Raw genomic sequence first — 17,759 nt, 5'->3', positions numbered from 1 at the left:
ACCCGCGTCGCCGGTCGCGGCACGCCGAAAGGCGCAGACTACCGGCCCGTCACGCCCGATCCGGTACGCCCCGCCCGGTATCAGCCCCCGTGGTACAGATTCTGCGTCGGCTCCACCCCACGGGTGATCACCGACTCCACCACGTCCGCCGCCCGGTCCACCAGGAACTCCAGCTCCTTGCGCTCGACCGCCGCGAAGTCCGACAGGACGTAGTCCGCCGGATCCTGCCGACCGGGCGGCCGGCCGATGCCGAACCGCACCCGCACGTAGTCCTTCGTGCCCAGCGACTTCGACATCGAGCGCAGCCCGTTGTGTCCGCCCTCACCGCCGCCGCACTTCACCCGCAGCTGCCCGTAGCCGATGTCCAGCTCGTCGTGGACCGCGACCACCTGCCCCGGCACCACCTTGTAGAACTGGGCCAGCGAGGCCACCGGCCCACCGGACAGGTTCATGTACGTCAACGGCTTGACCAGCACCACCCGCGGCCCGCCGAAACCCAGCCGCCCCTCGGCCACCTCCGCCATCGCCCGCCGGTGCCGGCCGAACTTCGCACCGACCCGCCCGGCCAGCAGGTCGGCCACCATGAAGCCGACGTTGTGCCGGTTACCCGCGTACTCCCGGCCCGGATTGCCCAGGCCGACGACCAGCCACGGTCCCGCCTCGTCCGTCACGACCCGCCCTCTTTCGCCATCCCCGCCAACCGACCCGGATACGCCGACAGGCGCCCCCGAACGCGCGGGGACGCCTGTCGCACGGAAACAGCCGTATCAGGCCTCGGTGCGCGCCTCGGTGTTCTCCTCGCCCTCCGCGGTCGGAGCGGCGTCGGCACCCTCGGAGCCCTCGGTGACCTCGCCGACCTCGGCCTCCTCCTCCTCGGCGGCCGTCTCGACCTCGGGGAGCGTCGCCTCGAGCTGCTCGGCGGTCGGGGCGGCGGTCACCGTGGCGACCGCCAGCTCCGGGTCGGCGGCCAGCTCGACGCCGGCCGGCAGCGTCACGTCGGCGGCGGTGACCTGCACACCCGGCTCGGCGCCCTCGATCGACGCCTCCAGGTGGTCCGGCACCTTGGTCGCGTCGGCGGTCACCGACAGGGTGTCGTGGTCGTGCACGATCAGCGTGTCCTTCGCGGCCTCACCGGTCAGCTCGACCGGGACCTCGACGGTGACCTTCTCGCCCCGGCGGACCAGCAGCAGGTCCACGTGCTCGAAGGTGTCCCGCACCGGGTCACGCTGAATCGCCTTCGGCAGCGCCAGCGCCTGGGTGCCGTCGCTCACCTCGATCGCGAAGAGCTGGTTGGCGCCGCCCTTGCGGATCGCGGCCGCGAACTCACGGGCCGGCAGCGCGATGTGCTTGGGCTTCTCGCCGTGGCCGTACAGCACGGCGGGCACCTTGCCGGCCCGGCGGGTACGACGGGCACCACCCTTGCCGAACTCGGTACGGGGCTCGGCGCTGATCTTTACCTCGGACACGGGGAAACTCCTGATGCTTCGCTGCGGCGGCTTGTCGACTGGCGGTGCTGGGGCGAGGGGCTCGCTGGGGCTCATGCGTCATGAACGACTGCCCGGAGCACCGCGTCGATGACGGTGCCTCCGTGCGGCGCTTCCTCAGCGGCCCGCCGGGCACCCTCGCCGTGGCAACCGCACCAGTCTACCCGAGCCGTTTCGCGGCTCTCCGCCAGTCCCCCGAACACCGTCCCCGGCCGTCGGAAACACGACCGGGAACGGTCACCGGATCAGCTCAGGCCACCGAAGAGCGTCGTCACCGAACCGTCGTCGAAGACCTCCCGGATCGCCCGGGCCAGCAGCGGCGCGATCGACAGCACAGTGATCTTGTCGAGCTGCTTCTCCGGCGGCAGCGGAAGCGTGTTGGTCACCACGACCTCGCTGATCGGGCTGTTCTTCAACCGCTCGGTCGCCGGGTCCGACAGCAGCGCGTGAGTGGACGCCACGATCACGTCGGCCGCACCGGACTCCTTCAGGATGTCCGCCGCCTTGCAGATCGTGCCACCGGTGTCGATCATGTCGTCGACGATCAGGCAGACCCGTCCCTCCACGTCACCGACCACCCGATTCGCCACCACCTGGTTCGGCTTCAGCGGATCCCGCGTCTTGTGGATGAAGGCCAGCGGGCAGCCACCGAGCCGGTCCGTCCACCGCTCCGCCACCCGAACCCGGCCCGAATCCGGCGCGACCACCGTCATCGGGCGGCCCGCGTACCGGCGCTCCACGTACTCGGCCAGGATGTCCATCGCGAACAGGTGGTCCACCGGCCCGTCGAAGAAGCCCTGGATCTGGGCCGTGTGCAGGTCGACCGTGAGGATGCGGTTGGCCCCCGCGGTCTTCAGCAGGTCCGCCACCAGCCGCGCCGAGATCGGCTCCCGACCGCGGTGCTTCTTGTCCTGCCGCGAGTACGGGTAGAACGGCAGCACCACCGTGATCCGCTTCGCCGAACCGCGCTTCAGCGCGTCGACCATGATCAGGGTCTCCATGACCCACGTGTTCACACCGTGCGTGACGGACTGCACCACGAAGGCGTCCGAACCACGCACCGAGTCCTTGAAACGTACGAAGATCTCACCGTTGGCGAACTCGTACGCGTCGGCGGGCGTCGGCGCGACGCCGAGCACCTCACCGATCTCCTTGGCCAGCTCCGGAAATCCACGCCCGGAGAAGAGCATCAGGCTCTTGCGGTTTTCGGCGACGATGCTGCCCATGGGCCCGTCTGCTCCCGTTGGTCGGTGTGGTACCCGGCACGGAGGTGGTGGGCCGGGGACTATTCGGTTGCAGTATCCCCCGCGGCGGACGCCCCGCCCACCGACTCGGCCTCCCCGTGGATTGCCTCACCTTCGCTTGCGGCACCGCCCGCGACCGGCGCATCCTCGGCCGACCGCAGCGCCCGCTCGGCCGCCGCCGCGGAGACCGTCCCCGGCCGCTTACGCGCCACCCAGCCCTCGATGTTGCGCTGCGGCGCCCGGGTCACCCCCAGCGCGCCCGGCGGCACGTCCTGGGCGATCGCGCTCCCCGCCGCCACGTACGCCCCGGCGCCCACCTCGACCGGCGCGATCAGGCTCGTGTCACAGCCCACGAACGCGCCCTCGCCCACGACCGTCCGGTTCTTGTTGACCCCGTCGTAGTTCACGAAGATCGTCGCCGCGCCGATGTTCGCCTTCGCGCCGATCGTCGCGTCACCCACGTACGACAGGTGCGGCACCTTCGCGCCCGGGCCGACCTCGGAGTTCTTCACCTCGACGAACGTGCCGACCTTCGACTTCTCGGCCAGCCGCGCCGCCGGCCGCAGGTACGCGTACGGCCCCACGCTGGCCCCCGGCCCGACCTCCGCGCCGATCGCGTGGCTGCGCAGCACCGTCGCGCCCTCGCCCACCACCGTGTCGACCAGCGTCACGTCCGGGCCGACCACGGCGCCGGTGCCGACCACCGTACCGCCCCGCAGCTGGGTGTTCTGGTCGATCACCGCGTCCCGGTCCAGCGCCACCGTCACGTCGATCCAGGTGGTCTCCGGGTCGAGCAGACTAACCCCGGTGCGCATCCACGCCTCGTTGATCCGGTCCCGCAGCAGGCGACGCAGCGCGGCCAACTCGACCCGGTCGTTGCAGCCCAGCGTCTCCACGTGGTCCGCCGCGACGTGCACCGTCACCGGCTCACCCGCCGAGCCGAGCAGCCCGAACACGTCGGTCAGGTACTCCTCGCCCTGGTCGTTGTCGGTGGAGAGCTTGCCCAGCGCGTCGCGCAGCCGCGGCACGTCGAACGCGTAGATCCCCGCGTTGATCTCGCGGATCGCCCGCTGCGTCGGCGTGGCGTCGCGCTCCTCGACGATCTGCTCCAGCCGGCCGTCGGCGTCCCGCACGATCCGGCCCAGGCCGGTCGGGTCGGGCACCTCGGCGGCGAGCACCGTCGCCGCGGCACCGGCCTGCTCGTGCGCCTGCACCAGAGCGCTCACCGTCTCCGGGCGCAGCAGCGGCACGTCACCGTTGATCACGACCACGGTGCCGGTGGCCTCCGGAACGGCGTCCAGCGCGATCCGCACCGCGTGCCCGGTGCCGAGCTGCTCGGCCTGCAGCACGGGCGTCGCGTCCGGGGCCGTCTCGGCGAGGTGCGCGCGGACCTGGTCGGCACCGTGCCCGACGACCACCACGGTGCGGTCCGCGGCCAGGGGCGCCGCGGCGCTCAACACGTGACCGAGCAGGGTGCGACCGAGCAGCGGGTGCAGCACCTTGGGCAGCGCCGACTTCATCCGCTTGCCCTCACCGGCGGCGAGCACGACGACGGTGCGAAGGTGGGGCTGGGACACGACGTGGCTCCCGTCGGGAAGGCGGACACTCTCGCGGCCATGCTAACCAGAGCGAATGCGATGGTTGGCACGGCCACGGCGAATGCGTTCCGACCAGCACGAGCTGGGGTGCCTGGATTCGAACCAGGAGCTCAAGGCTCCAAAGGCCTGCGGGTTGCCGTTACCCCACACCCCATCAGATGTCAAGCCTAACGGTCCGCTTGTTCAACGCCCGCGCCGCCTGTTCTCTGAAACAGCTCGGCGATCATACCTTCGATCCGCCAGTAGAGCGCGCGGCTGCGCGGCACGTTGATCACGAGGCAGCCGTGATAATCGGCGCCGACGTTGCGCCGGATGGTGTTCGGCTTGTGCTTCTTGAGGGTCGGCCGCCGGAACTGCCCGACCGGAAGACCCAGCCGCTGCGCCCACCAGCTGGTCGCGGCGTCGGCGTCGGCGGTCTCGTGGATGCTCACCCGATAGGTGGGCGCCGCCCGGTCGACGCCACAGGCCTCCAGGAAGCGCAGGAACAGCGCCAACAGGCCCGGATCGCTGTTCACGAACTGCACGTGGTCGTCGCGTCGCCACGGTTTGGACTTGGCGCCCTCGCACCAGTAGAGGGCCGCACCCAGCAGCAGCAGATCGCGGTCGTCGAGCGACCCGACGGTCCGCGCGGCCCGCTCGTGCACGGCGGCGCGAGCCGCGTCGCGCTCCGCCCGGTGCGCCGCCCACCGAGCATCCCCCGCAGCCTTCACCCTGGCCTCGTGGCGGGCTCGGGCGACGTCACCGTCGGGCTCGATCGGCGCGTCGCGCACCCACCGGTAGGCCGTCGACTTCGCCACCCCGAGGTGAGTGGCGATCTCCGGAACCGAGTAGCCGTCGGCCCGCAGCTCCACCGCCCGGACGCGCAGGTCGTCCTTGGCGTTGGGCCTACGGGTCGCCGGGGGCGGCGGCACACCTCGCAGCAGCTCGTACACCCGGTTACGGCCGAGGCCTGTACGGGCCCGGATCTCGCGCACGGAGAGCCCGTCGACGGTACGTAGCCGGCGGACCTCTGCCACGGTCGGATCGGTCACGGTAGGGACCGTAGGCGGCGGGTATGACGAAGGTGTTTGTGAACTTCCTCGTGCGGACTACGGTTCCGTAAGTTACGGTGACGTAGGCGTAACTTCGTTGATCTTCCCCATCCCCTTGTGCTGCGAGGTGCCATGTCGACCGCTCTGCTCGAACCCAAAGCCCCCGGACCGAAGCCGCTCACCCAGGGCAGCCAGTCGACCGGCATCCTGGTCGCCCTCTGGGCGTTCGTGGTGATTCCCTTCGTGGCCCTGATCGCCGCCGTACCGGTGGCCTGGGGTGGCTGGTTGAGCTGGACGGACGTCGGCATCGCCGCGTTCTGGTACGTGATCTCCGGACTCGGGGTGACGGTCGGCTACCACCGCTACTTCACGCACGGCTCGTTCAAGGCCCGCCGCGGGCTGCGGATCGCCCTGGCGGTCGCCGGCTCGCTCTCGGTGCAGGGCGAGATCATCCAGTGGGTGGCCGACCACCGGCGCCACCACGCCTTCTCCGACCTGGAGGGTGACCCGCACTCGCCGTGGCGGTTCGGCGAGAGCGTCTGGGGTCTGACCCGGGGCATGTTCCACGCGCACATCGGCTGGCTGTTCCGGCGGGAGCTGTCCAACCGGGAGCGCTTCGCCCCCGACCTGCTCGCCGACCAGGACATCCGCCGGGTCGACCGCCTCTTCCCGCTGCTGGTGGTGATCTCGGTGCTCGGTCCGGCGCTGATGGGCGGCCTGCTGACCTGGTCGTGGCAGGGTGCGCTGACCGCGCTCTTCTGGGCCGGCCTGGTCCGCATCGCGCTGCTGCACCACGTGACCTGGGCGATCAACTCGGTCTGCCACGTCTACGGCGAGCGCCCGTTCGTGATGCGTCAGGGCGACCGGGCGGCGAACTTCTGGCCGCTGGCGATCCTGTCCTTCGGCGAGAGCTGGCACAACCTGCACCACGCCGACCCGACCTGCGCCCGGCACGGCGTCATGCGCGGCCAGGTGGACATCTCGGCCCGGGTGATCTGGTTCTTCGAGAAGGTCGGCGCGGCGTACGACGTCCGCTGGCCGAAGCCGGAGCGGCTCGCCGCGAAGCTGGCGTCACCGGCCGCGGGGTAATGCGGGCGATGATCCCGGCGGTCACCTGGCAGTATGGCCGGATGACCGGACCAAGCGGGGGGTGCGCCGGGGTGCTCGGCGACAGGGGGGCCGGGCCCGCGGTGGATACGGTCGGAGGGCGCGACAGCGTCTTTCGACCGAACGCCAGTGAGGCGGCGACGTGAGCGGACACAGCGGAGGCACCATCCCACGGCAGGGCGTCACCGAGCGCCAGCGAGGTGACGAGATGGCGGATGGTCCAGGTAAAGAGGAGGCCGCCGCACGGCGGCGGCCGGCTCCGGCGGCGACCGGCAAGGCTCCGTCCCGGGTGCGCATGTCGGCGACCCAGCGGCGGGAGCAGCTGATCGTGATCGGCCGGCAGCTCTTCGCGGAGCGCGGGTTCGACGCCACCTCCATCGAGGAGGTGGCGGCCCGCGCGAAGGTCTCCAAGCCGGTGGTCTACGAGCACTTCGGTGGCAAGGAGGGGCTCTACGCGGTGGTCGTGGACCGTGAGGTCCGCGCCCTGCTGGACCGGATCACCACGGCGCTGACGGCCGGTCATCCGCGGGAGTTGCTGGAGCAGGCGGCGATGGCCCTGTTGGGTTACATCGAGGAGGAGACCAGCGGGTTCCGGGTGCTGGTCCGGGAGTCGCCGGTGATGTCGGCGACGGGCAACTTCAGCAGCGTGCTCAACGACGTGGCGCACCAGGTGGAGCACATTCTGGGTGCGGAGTTCAAGAGCCGGGGGTACGACCCGAAGCTGGCCGAGCTCTATGCGCAGGCGCTGGTGGGCATGGTGGCGTTGACGGGCCGCTGGTGGCTGGAGGTCCGCAAGCCGCGTAAGGAGACGGTGGCGGCGCACCTGGTGAACCTGGCCTGGAACGGCCTGTCCCACCTGGAGGCGAAGCCGACGCTGATCACCCCGCGGGGCCGCTGAGCCGCGCGGGCGGCACCGGTTCGCGGCGCGCTCAGCGGCGGTGCATGTCGGCGACTGGGTGGTAGCGGTGGTTGCGTTGCGCCTCCGCGTGGTCCGAGGTGCCGATCTTGTCGTACAGGCCGGTGCCGAGGAGGACCAGGCCGAAGATCATCGAGACGATGACGGTCGACATCGAGAAGTTGAGGAAGTTCGCCTCGGTCTGCAGCACGGACATCATGAGGATGCTGGTGACCAGGAAGACGACCCCGGCGGTCAGGTTCATGTAGTGGCCGAGGTTGGTGCGTCGGGACGCGCCGATCAGCAGGAAGGCGCCGAAGACCACCGAGGCGATGGAGAACGCGAGGTTGGTGCGGAGCCCGAGCACCCAGTGGCTGCCGCGACCGAAGAGCGACTCACCGGCGGTCTGCGCGACGCCCCAGACGCCGAAGACCAGGATGTAGAGCCCGATGGCGCCGGAGAGGACCCGGTAGATCGGCCGCGCCGGGTGGTTGACCGGAATGTGCGCCATGATCTTTCGCCTCCGCCCGAGTTGACCGGTTCCGGAGGATTGTCACCCGGCGCGGCGGGGGTTGTCCGGCGAACCGGGTTCGCCGGGGCCGCATTCCGCGTGTGGTCGGGCGGGTGCGGCTCCGGCGAGGACCCGGGAGCGCTGTCAGAGGACGAGGCGGGCCTTCTCGAAGGCCTCCCGCTCCTCGTCCGAGCCGACCTTGCCGTACATGCCGCACATGAGCAGGACCAGGCCGGCGACCATGACCACCATGACGGTCACGATGCTGAAGTTGAAGAGGTTCGCGTCGGTCCGGATGAAGGCGAGCCCGCCGAGGCTGATCACCATGAGCGCGTACGCCAGCCACTGGTTGATCGCGACGTCGATGTTGCGGCCGAGCGCGGTGCCGGCCAGCACCAGCACCCCGAGCAGGATGCTGAGCAGCGAGAAGCCGAGGTTGGTGCCCTGGCCGAGAACCTGGGTGTCGTCCTGGGCGAAGAACGGGTTGCCGGCGCTCTCGATGACGCCGAGCGCACCGAAGACCACCAGGTACAGACCGGTCAGCCCGCCGATCGCCCGGTAGATCGGCCGCGCGGGGTGGTTGACGGGGGTGTGGGCCATGTCTGTGTCTCCAACGCCGTTTCGGGTGAGGGTCGACGACGATTGTCCCGCACGTCGGGATGTGACGCCGCACACGGCCCCCCGGCGCGGCGGTCACCCCCGTCGGCGGAGGGCGGCGTGGGGTGCTCAGTCGGCCGGCAGTTCCTCGGCCAGCGCCAGCCAGGCCTCCTCGGTGCGTTCCCGCTCGGCGCGCAGGTCCTTGAGCTGGCCGTCGAGGTCGGCGACCTTCGCGTAGTCGGTGGCGTGCGTGGCGAGTTGGTCGAGCAGCGTCGCCTCGCGCTGCTCCAGCTTGCCGATCTGCCGTTCCAGGCGGGTCAGCTCCTTGCGGGCCTGCCGCACCTCGGCGGCGGAGAGGCCGGCGCGGGCCGGGGCCTCGGGTGTGGCCGCGGGGACGGCTTCGGCGCGGGCTGAGCCGGGCCGGCCGGCGGCGCGCTGAAGGTACTCGTCGATGCCGCCGGGCAGGTGCACGAGCCGCCCGTCGCCGAACATCCCGTACGCGGCGTCGGTGACGCGTTCGATGAGGTAGCGGTCGTGACTGGCCACGATGATCGTGCCGGGCCACGAGTCGAGCAGGTCCTCCAGCGCGGCGAGGGTGTCGGTGTCCAGGTCGTTGGTGGGCTCGTCGAAGAGGAGCACGTTGGGCTCACCGGCGAGCAGCCGCAGCATCTGCAGCCGACGCCGCTCGCCGCCGGAGAGGTCGCTGACCGGGGTCCAGAGCCGCCGGTCGTCGAAGCCGAAGATCTCGGCGAGCTGGGCGGCGGAGATCTCCCGGTCGCCGAGCTGCACCCGCCGGGCGACCTCCTCGACCGCTTCGAGGACCCGCAGTTGGCCGGGGAGTTCGGCGAGTTCCTGGGAGAGGAAGGCGGGCCGGACGGTGGAGCCGGTGACGAACCGGCCGTCGTGCGGGCGGGTGACGCCGGCGAGCATCCGCAGCAGGGTGGTCTTGCCGGCGCCGTTGGCGCCGAGGATGGCGATCCGGTCGCCGGGGCCGACCTGCCAGGTGACGTCGCGCAGGATCTCCTTCGGGCCGGCGTGCAGGCTGACCTGCTCCAGGTCGTACACCTGCTTGCCGAGCCGGGCGGTGGCGAGCCGTTGCAGCGACATGGTGTCGCGCGGCGGTGGGACGTCGGCGATCAGCGCGTTGGCGGCGTCGATGCGGAAACGGGGCTTGGAGGTGCGGGCCGGCGGGCCGCGCCGCAGCCAGGCGATCTCCTTGCGGAGCAGGTTCTGCCGGCGGGCCTCGGTGGCCGCGGCGACGCGCTCCCGTTCGGCGCGGGCGAGCGTCCACGCGGCGAAGCCGCCCTCGTACGCCCGGACGGTCTGGTCGGCGACCTCCCAGGTGGTGGTGCAGACGGCGTCGAGGAACCACCGGTCGTGGGTGACCACGACGAGCGCGCCCTTGCGGCCGAGCAGGTGCCGGGCGAGCCAGTCGACGCCGCCGACGTCGAGGTGGTTGGTCGGCTCGTCGAGGATCAGCAGGTCGGAGTCGCGCACCAGCAGGGCGGCGAGGGCGACGCGGCGGCGTTCACCGCCGGACATCGGGCCGACCGGCTGGTCGAGGCCCAGGTGGGGCATGCCGAGGCCGTCGAGGATGGCGCGCACGCCGGCGTCGCCGGCCCACTCGTGCTCGGCGCCCATGCTCTCGGCGAGCCATTCGGTGCCGAGCACGACGTCACGCACGGTGGCGTCGGGGGCGAGCGTGAGGGTCTGCGGCAGCCAGGCGACGCGCAGGTCACGGCGGTGGGTGACGCGGCCGTCGTCGGGCTCCTCGGTGCGGGTCAGCAGCCGCAGCAGGGTGGACTTGCCGGCGCCGTTGAGGCCGACGACGCCGATCCGGTCGGCGTCGTCGAGGCCGAGCGACACGTCGGTGAGCAGCGGGCCGGCAGCTCCGTAGCCCTTGGACACCCGGTCCAGGTTGACGATGTTGGCCACGACCCACCTTCCATGATCAAAGCGCCCCGGTGCCGGGCGGGCACGGGACGCCTGGCCTACCAGCGTACGCGGGCGGCCCGCCTCCCGCGTCACCCGCCCAGATCAGGGATCTTGGGTCGGGAGAGCCGTCAGACGATCCGGGCGCCGGCCACCGGCCCGTGCGCCACCCGCGCCTCGCGGCACACCGCCGCGGCGGTCAGGTCCGCGGCGAGGCGGACGGCGTGCTTCTCGTCGGTGGCGAGGAAGACACAGGTGGGCCCGGAGCCGGAGACGAGGCCGGCCAGGGCGCCCGCCGCCTCGCCCGCCTTGAGGGTCTCGGCGAGCGCGGGACGCATGGCGAGCGCGGCGTCCTGGAGATCGTTGCCGAGCGCGGCGGCCAGCACCCGCGGGTCACGCTGGCGCAGCGCGGCGAGCAGCGTGTCGGTGCTGCCCAGCGGCGGGCCGGCGGTGCCGGCTTCGCGGAGCCGGTCCAGCTCGCGGTAGGCGGCCGGGGTGGAGAGGCCGCCGTCGGCGATGGCGACGACCCAGTGCCAGGAGGTGGGGCGGGCCAGCACCGGGCTGACCGCCTCACCACGGCCGGTGCCCAACGCGGTGCCGCCGTGGATGAGGAACGGCACGTCGGAGCCGAGGTCGGCGGCGATGCCCGCCAGTTCGTCGCGGGACAGGCCGGTGCCCCAGAGCGCGTCGCAGGCGACCAGGGCCGCCGCGGCATCGGCGCTGCCGCCGGCCAGACCGCCGGCGAGCGGGATCTGCTTGCGCAGGTGCAGCCGGGCGTGCGGAAGGACCCCGGCGTAGCCGGCGAGGGCGTGGGCGGCCCGGATCACCAGGTTCGAGTCGTCGAGGGCCAGCTCGCCGGCGCCCTCGCCCTCCATGGTGAGGGTGAGGGTGTCGCCCCGGCGGGCGGTGAGCTCGTCGTGGATCGAGATCGCGTGGTAGACGGTGTTCAGCTCGTGGTAGCCGTCCCGGCGCAGCGGGCCCACCCCGAGGTGCAGGTTGACCTTCGCCGGTACGCGTACCCGCACCGGGCCGGTCGCGCCGCGCCGCTGACCGTCGTCGTCCGGACGCCAGGCCTCGGTCACGGGGCGGCGTCCCGCACGCGCGGGCGGATGTCGAACGGCTTGTCCACGATCAGCTCCTCGGCGGGGTCTTCGGTCGGCTCGTTCCGGCCGTCGACCAGGTCGTACGCGTACACGTGCGGCGGTTGCCGCACGGTCCGCCCATGGTTCGGGAGGCCCGTGTCGGCGGGCACCGCGCCAGCCTACTGCGCGGCCGGTGCGGCGGCCGGGGCCGACGCGGCGACGGCGGCGAACTGCTCGACGGTGAGCGATTCGCCGCGGGCACCCGGGTCCACCCCCGCCGCGGTGAGCGCGGCGGCGGCCCGGTCCGCCCCGCCGGCCCACCCGGCGAGGGCCGCGCGCAGGGTCTTGCGACGCTGGGCGAACGCGGCATCGACCACCGCGAAGACCCGCTCGCGGGTCACGTCGGTGCGGGGTGGTTCGCGCCGGGTGAAGGCGACCAGCCCGGAGTCGACGTTGGGCACCGGCCAGAAGACGTTCGGCGGGACCTTGCCGGCGGCGCGGGCGCGGGCGTACCAGGCGAGCTTGACCGACGGGATGCCGTACACCTTGGATCCGGGGCCGGCGACGAGCCGGTCGGCGACCTCCTTCTGCACCATGACCAGGCCGTGCCGCAGGTCGGGCAGCTCGGCGAGCAGGTGCAGCACCACCGGCACCGCGACGTTGTAGGGCAGGTTCGCGACCAGCGCGGTGGGGGGCGGGTCGGCGAGCGCGGCGGCGGTGATCCGCAGGGCGTCGGCCCGGTGCACGGTCAGCCGGGCGGCGGCCGGACCGGCGTGCCGGGCGGCGGTCTCCGGCAGCGCGCCGGCCAGCACCGGGTCGATCTCCACGGCGTGCACGTGCGCGGCGACCGGGAGCAGGGCCAGGGTGAGCGAACCGAGCCCGGGGCCGACCTCCAGCGCCACGTCGTCCGGGCCGAGCCCGGCCGCGGTGACGATCCGGCGCACCGTGTTCGGGTCGTGCACGAAGTTCTGGCCGAGCTTCTTCGTCGGCGACACGCCCAGCCGGGCGGCCAGCTCCCGGATCTCCGCCGGGCCGAGGAGACCGGTCATGGGCAGCAGCGTATGCGGCTCGGCGGGGCCGCCCGGAAGGGACCCGGTGCGGCCGGCGCCGCCCCCGGGCGCGGCGGGCGGCTCACCACGGACCGAAGGCGCGCTCGCCGGTCGCCGAGATGGCGGCGCAGAGTTCGTCGAGGTCCGCGCCGGTGGTCGCGGCCAGCGAGCGGACGGTGAGCGGGATGAGGTACGACGCGTTGGGCCGGCCGCGGTGCGGCGTCGGCGTCAGGTAGGGGGCGTCGGTCTCCACGAGGATCTGGTCGAGCGGGGTCACGGCGGCGGCCTCGCGCAGCGCACCGGCGCTGCCGAAGGTGACCGTGCCGGCGAAGCTGAGCAGGTAGCCCCGGCGGACGCACTCGGCGGCGAAGTCCGCGTCACCGGAGAAGCAGTGCAGGACCACGGTGTCCGGCGCGCCCTCGTCGTCCAGGACGCGCAGCACGTCGGCGTGCGCGTCCCGGTCGTGGATGACCAGCGTCTTGCCGTAGCGCTTCGCGATGGCGATGTGGGCCCGGAAGCTCTCCTCCTGCGCGGCGCGACCCTCGTCGCCGGTGCGGAAGAAGTCCATGCCGGTCTCCCCGATGCCGCGGACCCGGTCCCGGGCGGCGAGCGTCTCGATCTCGCGCAGCGCCTCGTCGAGGTCGGCGAGGCGGGGCGCCTCGTTGGGGTGCAGCGCCACGGTGGCCAGGACCGCCGGGTGGTGGTCGGCCACGTCGGCGCCCCACCGGGAGGAGGCGACGTCCACGCCGACCTGCACCAGCCGGTCGACGCCGACGTCGGCGGCGACCGCGATGGCCGTGCCGACGGGGTCGTCGGTGCGCCCGCCGCCGGGCACACCGGCCTCGCTGACCGTGATGTCCAGGTGCGTATGGCTGTCGAGCACCGGGCTCGGCAGCGGCTCGGGCGCGGGCGGGAACTCCCCGGCACGTCGGGCCGCGCGCGCCCGGCGGGACTCGCTCGTCTGTTCGGTTGGCTCGGTCATCACCCAAAGGATCACACACGGACCGTGGACATCCGCCCGCCACCCGCTGTTCACCTCGATCACGCAGAGCGACTCTACGGTCGCCCCGTGAGCGAGCCGTGGGCACAGCGAGGTGCGGCATGAGTGTCACTCCTCACGCCAGCGGGGACGCCGGCGAGCGGACCGGGCTGCGGGTCGCGTACGGCGGCGGCGTCTACCCGGCGGAGGAGATCGCCCGGGGGGCCGCGTACGAGCTGTTCAGCGCCGACGAGGTGGCCGGTTTCGAGTGGGCGCCCCGCCCGGGGTCGGCCCTGCCCTGGCGCCGGTTCGTGCACGTCACCGAGGTGACCGCCGTGCACGGCGCGGCCGACCCGGGTGAGGAGCCGGAGGCGCCACTGCTGATGCCGGTGCACCGGGAACGGGGCTGGGCGCAGGTCCACCAGCTCAGCCAGCGCCCCGACGCGGCCGACGACCCTACGCTGGTCGCGGTACGCGGGTCGGCGACGATCCGCCGGGGCACCCGGATGGTCAAAATGCTCTCCGGCCGTCAGCTCGCCGGTTACGTGCGGGGTTGGCTGCCGCACGGGTTCTGCTACCGCGAGTACGACGTCGCCCACCTGCGTACGCCGTCGGCGACGACCCTGCTCCGCACGGACGCTGAGGTGGGCCGCGACGGCGGGGAGGTGACGTACGCGCTGCGCTGGCGCGCCACCGACCCGGTCGACTACGACGTGCCGGTGGGCGAGGCGCACCGGGGCCTGAGCGCGCTGCCGCCCCGCGACCGGCTGGGGCCGGCGGTGCTCGGCACCGGTTTCGTGCCCAGCAGCAACCAGCTGATCCCGGAGTTCGTCACCCGCGACTTCGCCGATCTGCCGATGCCGGCCAACGCCACCCTGCTCGCCTACCCGGCGAACGGGGTGGAGGTGGTGCTCTACACCTACCAGGCCGAGCAGCGGGGCTGGCTGCGGATGGTCGGCCCGCAGTGGCGGCACCTGATCGCCGCGGTGCCGGGCCTCTCCCCGGACCAGGAGTACCTGCCGACCGGGGACGCGCCCCGCGCCACTCAGCTCGTCGGCCGGTACGGCGACAGCGAGTACGAGGCGGTCGCCGACCTGCCCGGCGGCTTCCGGGTGCTGGCGATGACCCGGGCCGCCCGCTATCCGGTGGACGCGGTGGCCCGGCGGCTGCGCTTCGCGTCCTGGCGCGGTGTGTCGTGTCTGGTGCTGCGCGAGGAGGCGGGTTGGCTGCGGCTGCGGCTGCGGCGACCCGATCCGGACTCCGTGGCGGTGACCGCCGCACAGTGCCACGACCGGGGCATCTACGAGGTGTGGGCCCCGGGCGCGGAGGTGACGGATGACCAGGTCGTCCACGTCCCGTATGCCCTCTAGGCGGCGGGCATACCGGGAGGCGGGCCGGGAATGCGCCGGGCGAGGAGACAACCCGAGCCCGTCAGGAGAAGAGCATGCCCTTCATCACCGTGGGGACGGAGAACTCCGCGCCCATCGACCTGTACTACGAGGACCACGGTGCCGGTCAGCCGATCGTGCTGATCCACGGCTTCCCGTTCAACGGTGCGACGTGGGAGAAGGTGTCCATTCCGCTGCTGAACGCCGGATATCGGGTGATCACGTACGACCGGCGCGGTTTCGGTAACTCGGCGCAGCCGACGATGGGGTACGACTACGACACCTTCGCCGCCGACCTCGACGTGCTGATGACCGAGCTGGATCTGCGCAACACGATCCTGGTCGGCCACTCCATGGGCACCGGTGAGGTGACCCGTTACCTCGGCGCGTACGGGTCGCAGCGGGTGAGCCAGGCGGTGCTGCTGGCACCGTTGGCGCCGTTCCTGCTGAAGACGGCGGACAACCCGGAGGGCGTCGACAAGAGCCTCTTCGACGGCTTCCAGCAGGCGATCATCGCCGACCGCTTCGCCTACCTGACGCAGTTCTGCGACGCGTTCTTCAACTACAGCGAGAACAAGGGCAAGCTGGTCAGCGAGGAGGCGTTCCGCGCCCACTGGGAGATCGGCGCCCGGGCCTCGGCCAAGGGCACGTACGACTCCGTCGACGCGTGGCTCACCGACTTCCGGGGCGACCTGCCCAACATCGACGTGCCGGTGCTGATCGTGCAGGGCGACAAGGACAACGTGCTGCCGTACGCGAAGACCGGGCAGCGGCTGCAGCCGATGCTCGCCGGCAGCCAGCTGGTGACCCTGAAGGGCGCCCCGCACGGCATCCCGTGGACGAACGCCAATGAGGTCAACAAGGCGATCATGGACTTCATCGGCTCACCGACCATGGCTCGCGCCTGACGTCCCGCCGGTGGCGCCCGGTTCGGGCGCGGCCGGCCGACGTCAGAGGAGGGTGCGGCCCCGGGGATGCCCCGGGGCCGCACACCGCGTTCTCCGTCAGCCGGCCAGCCGGGCCAGCTCCTCGTCAACGATCGACGGGTCGAGCTTGCGGAACACCGGCTTGGGCGCCGCGAGCTGCCGACCCACCACCAGGGGCACGGACTCCCAACGCGCGCCCTGCGTGTAGTCGCCGGTCAGCACCGGGTAGGCCGGCCCGCCGTCGAGGTCGGCGACCTCGACGATCCGGGGCATCGGCGCGTGGACGCCCTCGCCGCCGAGCAGCTCGTGCACCTTCTGCGCGGAGTGCGGCAGGAACGGGGTGAGCAGCGTATTGGCGTCGCTGACCACCTGGAGGGCGACGTGCAGGATCGTGCCCATCCGGGGCTTGTCGGCGGCGTCCTTCAGCTTCCAGGGCGCCTGCTCGGACAGGTACTTGTTGGCCTCCGCGACCACCCGCATCGCCTCACCGATGGCCTGCTTCTGCCGGTGCTTGGCGATCAGGTCGCCGACCGTGGCGAAACCGGCCCGGGCGGTGGCGAGCAGGGCCTCGTCCGCCTCGGTGAGACCGGCCGGGTCGACCGGCGGGATCTCGCCGAAGTTCTTCGCCGCCATGGAGATCGACCGGTTGACGAGGTTGCCCCAGCCGGCGACCAGCTCGTCGTTGTTGCGGCGCAGGAACTCGGCCCACGTGAAGTCGGTGTCGTTGCTCTCCGGCCCGGCGGCGGCGATGAAATAGCGCAGCGCGTCGGCGTCGTAGCGCTCCAGGAAGTCACGGACATAGATGACGACCCGGCGGGAGGAGGAGAACTTCCGCCCCTCCATGGTCAGGTACTCGCTGGACACCACCTCGGTGGGCAGGTTGAGGCGGCCCAGGTCGCCCGGCTCGCCGTCGTGGGCGCCCTCACCGGAGTAGCCGGCGAGCAGCGCCGGCCAGATGACCGAGTGGAAGACGATGTTGTCCTTGCCCATGAAGTAGTAGGTCTGGGCGTCCTTGCCCTCGCCGTCGGCGGACCACCACCGCCGCCACGCCTCCGGGTCGCCGGAGCGGCGCGCCCACTCGATCGAGGCGGACAGGTAGCCGATGACCGCGTCGAACCACACGTAGATCCGCTTGTCCGACCGGTCGCGCCACCCGTCCAGCGGGATCGGCACCCCCCACTCCAGGTCCCGGGTGATCGCCCGGGGCTGGAGGTCGTCGAGGAGGTTCTTCGAGAACCGCAGCACGTTCGGGCGCCAGCCCTCCCGGGTGTCCAACCACTGCCGCAGCACGTCGGCGAGGGCGGGCAGGTCGAGGAAGAAGTGCTCGGTCTCGACGAACTCCGGCGTCTCACCGTTGATCTTCGACTTCGGGTTGATCAGGTCGATCGGGTCGAGCTGGTTGCCACAGTTGTCGCACTGGTCGCCGCGGGCGCTCTCGTAGCCGCAGATCGGGCAGGTGCCCTCGATGTAGCGGTCGGGCAGCGTCCGGCCGGTGGACGGGGAGATCGCCCCCATCGTGGTCTTCGGCACGATGTAGCCGTTGCGGTACATCCCCTCGAACAGGTCCTGCACCACCGCGTAGTGGTTGCGGGTGGTGGTGCGGGTGAACAGGTCGTACGACAGGCCCAGCCCGTGCAGGTCCTCCACGATCACCCGGTTGTAGCGGTCGGCCAGCTCGCGCGGGGTGACCCCCTCGGCGTCGGCCTGCACCTGAATCGGGGTGCCGTGCTCGTCGGTGCCGGAGACCATGAGCACGTCGTGACCGGCCATCCGCATGTACCGGCTGAAGACGTCGGAGGGAACGCCGAAACCGGAGACGTGGCCGATGTGGCGCGGGCCGTTGGCGTACGGCCAGGCAACCGCCGCGAGAACGTGACTCATGACCAGCAAGCCTAATGACCCCCGTGGGGCGGTCGCGAACCAATAGGGGTGCCGG

The 17,759-nt window shown here is 72.1% G+C and carries 17 protein-coding genes and 1 tRNA gene; 4 read left to right on the top strand and 14 right to left on the bottom strand.

What is annotated here, in order from left to right:
• Window positions 1–80: 80 nt before the first annotated feature.
• The 6 genes from pth to ACIBTV_RS18115 form a co-directional block, all read right to left on the bottom strand.
• Complete coding sequence (pth, locus tag ACIBTV_RS18140) at window positions 81–671, bottom strand: aminoacyl-tRNA hydrolase (RefSeq protein ID WP_396706221.1); 591 nt, start codon at window positions 669–671, stop codon at window positions 81–83.
• Window positions 672–767: 96 nt separating this feature from the next.
• Complete coding sequence (locus ACIBTV_RS18135; protein WP_396706219.1) at window positions 768–1,466, bottom strand: 50S ribosomal protein L25/general stress protein Ctc; 699 nt, start codon at window positions 1,464–1,466, stop codon at window positions 768–770.
• 263 nt (window positions 1,467–1,729) lie between these two features.
• Window positions 1,730–2,710 carry a ribose-phosphate diphosphokinase gene (locus ACIBTV_RS18130; RefSeq protein ID WP_091592502.1) on the bottom strand — a complete coding sequence of 327 codons (981 nt, stop codon included), beginning with the start codon at window positions 2,708–2,710 and terminating at the stop codon, window positions 1,730–1,732.
• A gap of 59 nt (window positions 2,711–2,769) precedes the next feature.
• On the bottom strand, window positions 2,770–4,305 hold the full coding sequence (gene glmU, locus ACIBTV_RS18125) for a bifunctional UDP-N-acetylglucosamine diphosphorylase/glucosamine-1-phosphate N-acetyltransferase GlmU (RefSeq protein ID WP_396706216.1): 1,536 nt from the start codon (window positions 4,303–4,305) through the stop codon (window positions 2,770–2,772).
• 103 nt (window positions 4,306–4,408) lie between these two features.
• Window positions 4,409–4,480, bottom strand: a tRNA-Gln gene (locus ACIBTV_RS18120).
• A gap of 13 nt (window positions 4,481–4,493) precedes the next feature.
• Complete coding sequence (locus tag ACIBTV_RS18115) at window positions 4,494–5,357, bottom strand: helix-turn-helix domain-containing protein (protein ID WP_396706214.1); 864 nt, start codon at window positions 5,355–5,357, stop codon at window positions 4,494–4,496.
• A gap of 132 nt (window positions 5,358–5,489) precedes the next feature.
• Between ACIBTV_RS18115 and ACIBTV_RS18110 the strand changes: the two genes are divergently transcribed.
• Window positions 5,490–6,446, top strand: coding sequence for an acyl-CoA desaturase (locus ACIBTV_RS18110; protein ID WP_396706212.1), 957 nt, complete (start codon window positions 5,490–5,492; stop codon window positions 6,444–6,446).
• A gap of 226 nt (window positions 6,447–6,672) precedes the next feature.
• Window positions 6,673–7,362: a TetR family transcriptional regulator gene (locus ACIBTV_RS18105; protein ID WP_396706211.1), complete on the top strand. Its 690-nt coding sequence runs from the start codon at window positions 6,673–6,675 to the stop codon at window positions 7,360–7,362.
• A 31-nt stretch (window positions 7,363–7,393) separates the two neighbouring features.
• Here the strand turns inward: ACIBTV_RS18105 and ACIBTV_RS18100 are convergent, their stop codons facing one another.
• The 7 genes from ACIBTV_RS18100 to ACIBTV_RS18070 all read right to left on the bottom strand — a co-directional run bounded on the left by ACIBTV_RS18100 (window position 7,394) and on the right by ACIBTV_RS18070 (window position 13,512).
• Entirely contained in the window at window positions 7,394–7,870 is a 477-nt protein-coding gene (locus ACIBTV_RS18100) for a DUF4383 domain-containing protein (RefSeq protein ID WP_396706209.1), read from the bottom strand.
• A 144-nt stretch (window positions 7,871–8,014) separates the two neighbouring features.
• Window positions 8,015–8,470, bottom strand: a complete 456-nt coding sequence (locus ACIBTV_RS18095; protein ID WP_396706208.1) for a DUF4383 domain-containing protein — start codon at window positions 8,468–8,470, stop codon at window positions 8,015–8,017.
• Window positions 8,471–8,596: 126 nt separating this feature from the next.
• On the bottom strand, window positions 8,597–10,402 hold the full coding sequence (locus tag ACIBTV_RS18090; RefSeq protein WP_396706206.1) for an ABC-F family ATP-binding cassette domain-containing protein: 1,806 nt from the start codon (window positions 10,400–10,402) through the stop codon (window positions 8,597–8,599).
• A gap of 128 nt (window positions 10,403–10,530) precedes the next feature.
• Window positions 10,531–11,481: a 4-(cytidine 5'-diphospho)-2-C-methyl-D-erythritol kinase gene (locus tag ACIBTV_RS18085; protein ID WP_396706204.1), complete on the bottom strand. Its 951-nt coding sequence runs from the start codon at window positions 11,479–11,481 to the stop codon at window positions 10,531–10,533.
• On the bottom strand, window positions 11,478–11,651 hold the full coding sequence (locus tag ACIBTV_RS18080) for a hypothetical protein (protein WP_396706202.1): 174 nt from the start codon (window positions 11,649–11,651) through the stop codon (window positions 11,478–11,480). Before ACIBTV_RS18080 ends, ACIBTV_RS18085 begins: the two co-directional genes overlap by 4 nt.
• A gap of 9 nt (window positions 11,652–11,660) precedes the next feature.
• Window positions 11,661–12,530 (bottom strand): 16S rRNA (adenine(1518)-N(6)/adenine(1519)-N(6))-dimethyltransferase RsmA, encoded by an 870-nt coding sequence (rsmA, locus tag ACIBTV_RS18075; RefSeq protein WP_396706200.1) that lies wholly within the window; start codon window positions 12,528–12,530, stop codon window positions 11,661–11,663.
• 82 nt (window positions 12,531–12,612) lie between these two features.
• Window positions 12,613–13,512: a TatD family hydrolase gene (locus tag ACIBTV_RS18070; RefSeq protein ID WP_396706198.1), complete on the bottom strand. Its 900-nt coding sequence runs from the start codon at window positions 13,510–13,512 to the stop codon at window positions 12,613–12,615.
• Between the two features lie 119 nt (window positions 13,513–13,631).
• On the opposite strand from ACIBTV_RS18070, the gene ACIBTV_RS18065 reads away from it, so the two are divergent.
• Both ACIBTV_RS18065 and ACIBTV_RS18060 read left to right on the top strand, forming a co-directional pair.
• Entirely contained in the window at window positions 13,632–14,879 is a 1,248-nt protein-coding gene (locus ACIBTV_RS18065) for a hypothetical protein (protein ID WP_396706197.1), read from the top strand.
• 74 nt (window positions 14,880–14,953) lie between these two features.
• Window positions 14,954–15,805, top strand: a complete 852-nt coding sequence (locus tag ACIBTV_RS18060; RefSeq protein WP_396706195.1) for an alpha/beta fold hydrolase — start codon at window positions 14,954–14,956, stop codon at window positions 15,803–15,805.
• 96 nt (window positions 15,806–15,901) lie between these two features.
• On the opposite strand, the gene metG is transcribed toward ACIBTV_RS18060, so the two are convergent.
• Window positions 15,902–17,704 carry a methionine--tRNA ligase gene (gene metG, locus ACIBTV_RS18055; protein WP_396706193.1) on the bottom strand — a complete coding sequence of 601 codons (1,803 nt, stop codon included), beginning with the start codon at window positions 17,702–17,704 and terminating at the stop codon, window positions 15,902–15,904.
• Window positions 17,705–17,759 lie beyond the last annotated feature (55 nt).

It is taken from the genome of Micromonospora sp. NPDC049366, assembly GCF_044466625.1.
Lineage (GTDB): Bacteria > Actinomycetota > Actinomycetes > Mycobacteriales > Micromonosporaceae > Micromonospora.
The sequence above is the reverse complement of the archived record's forward strand: the minus strand, read 5'-3'. Positions and strand labels throughout refer to the sequence as shown.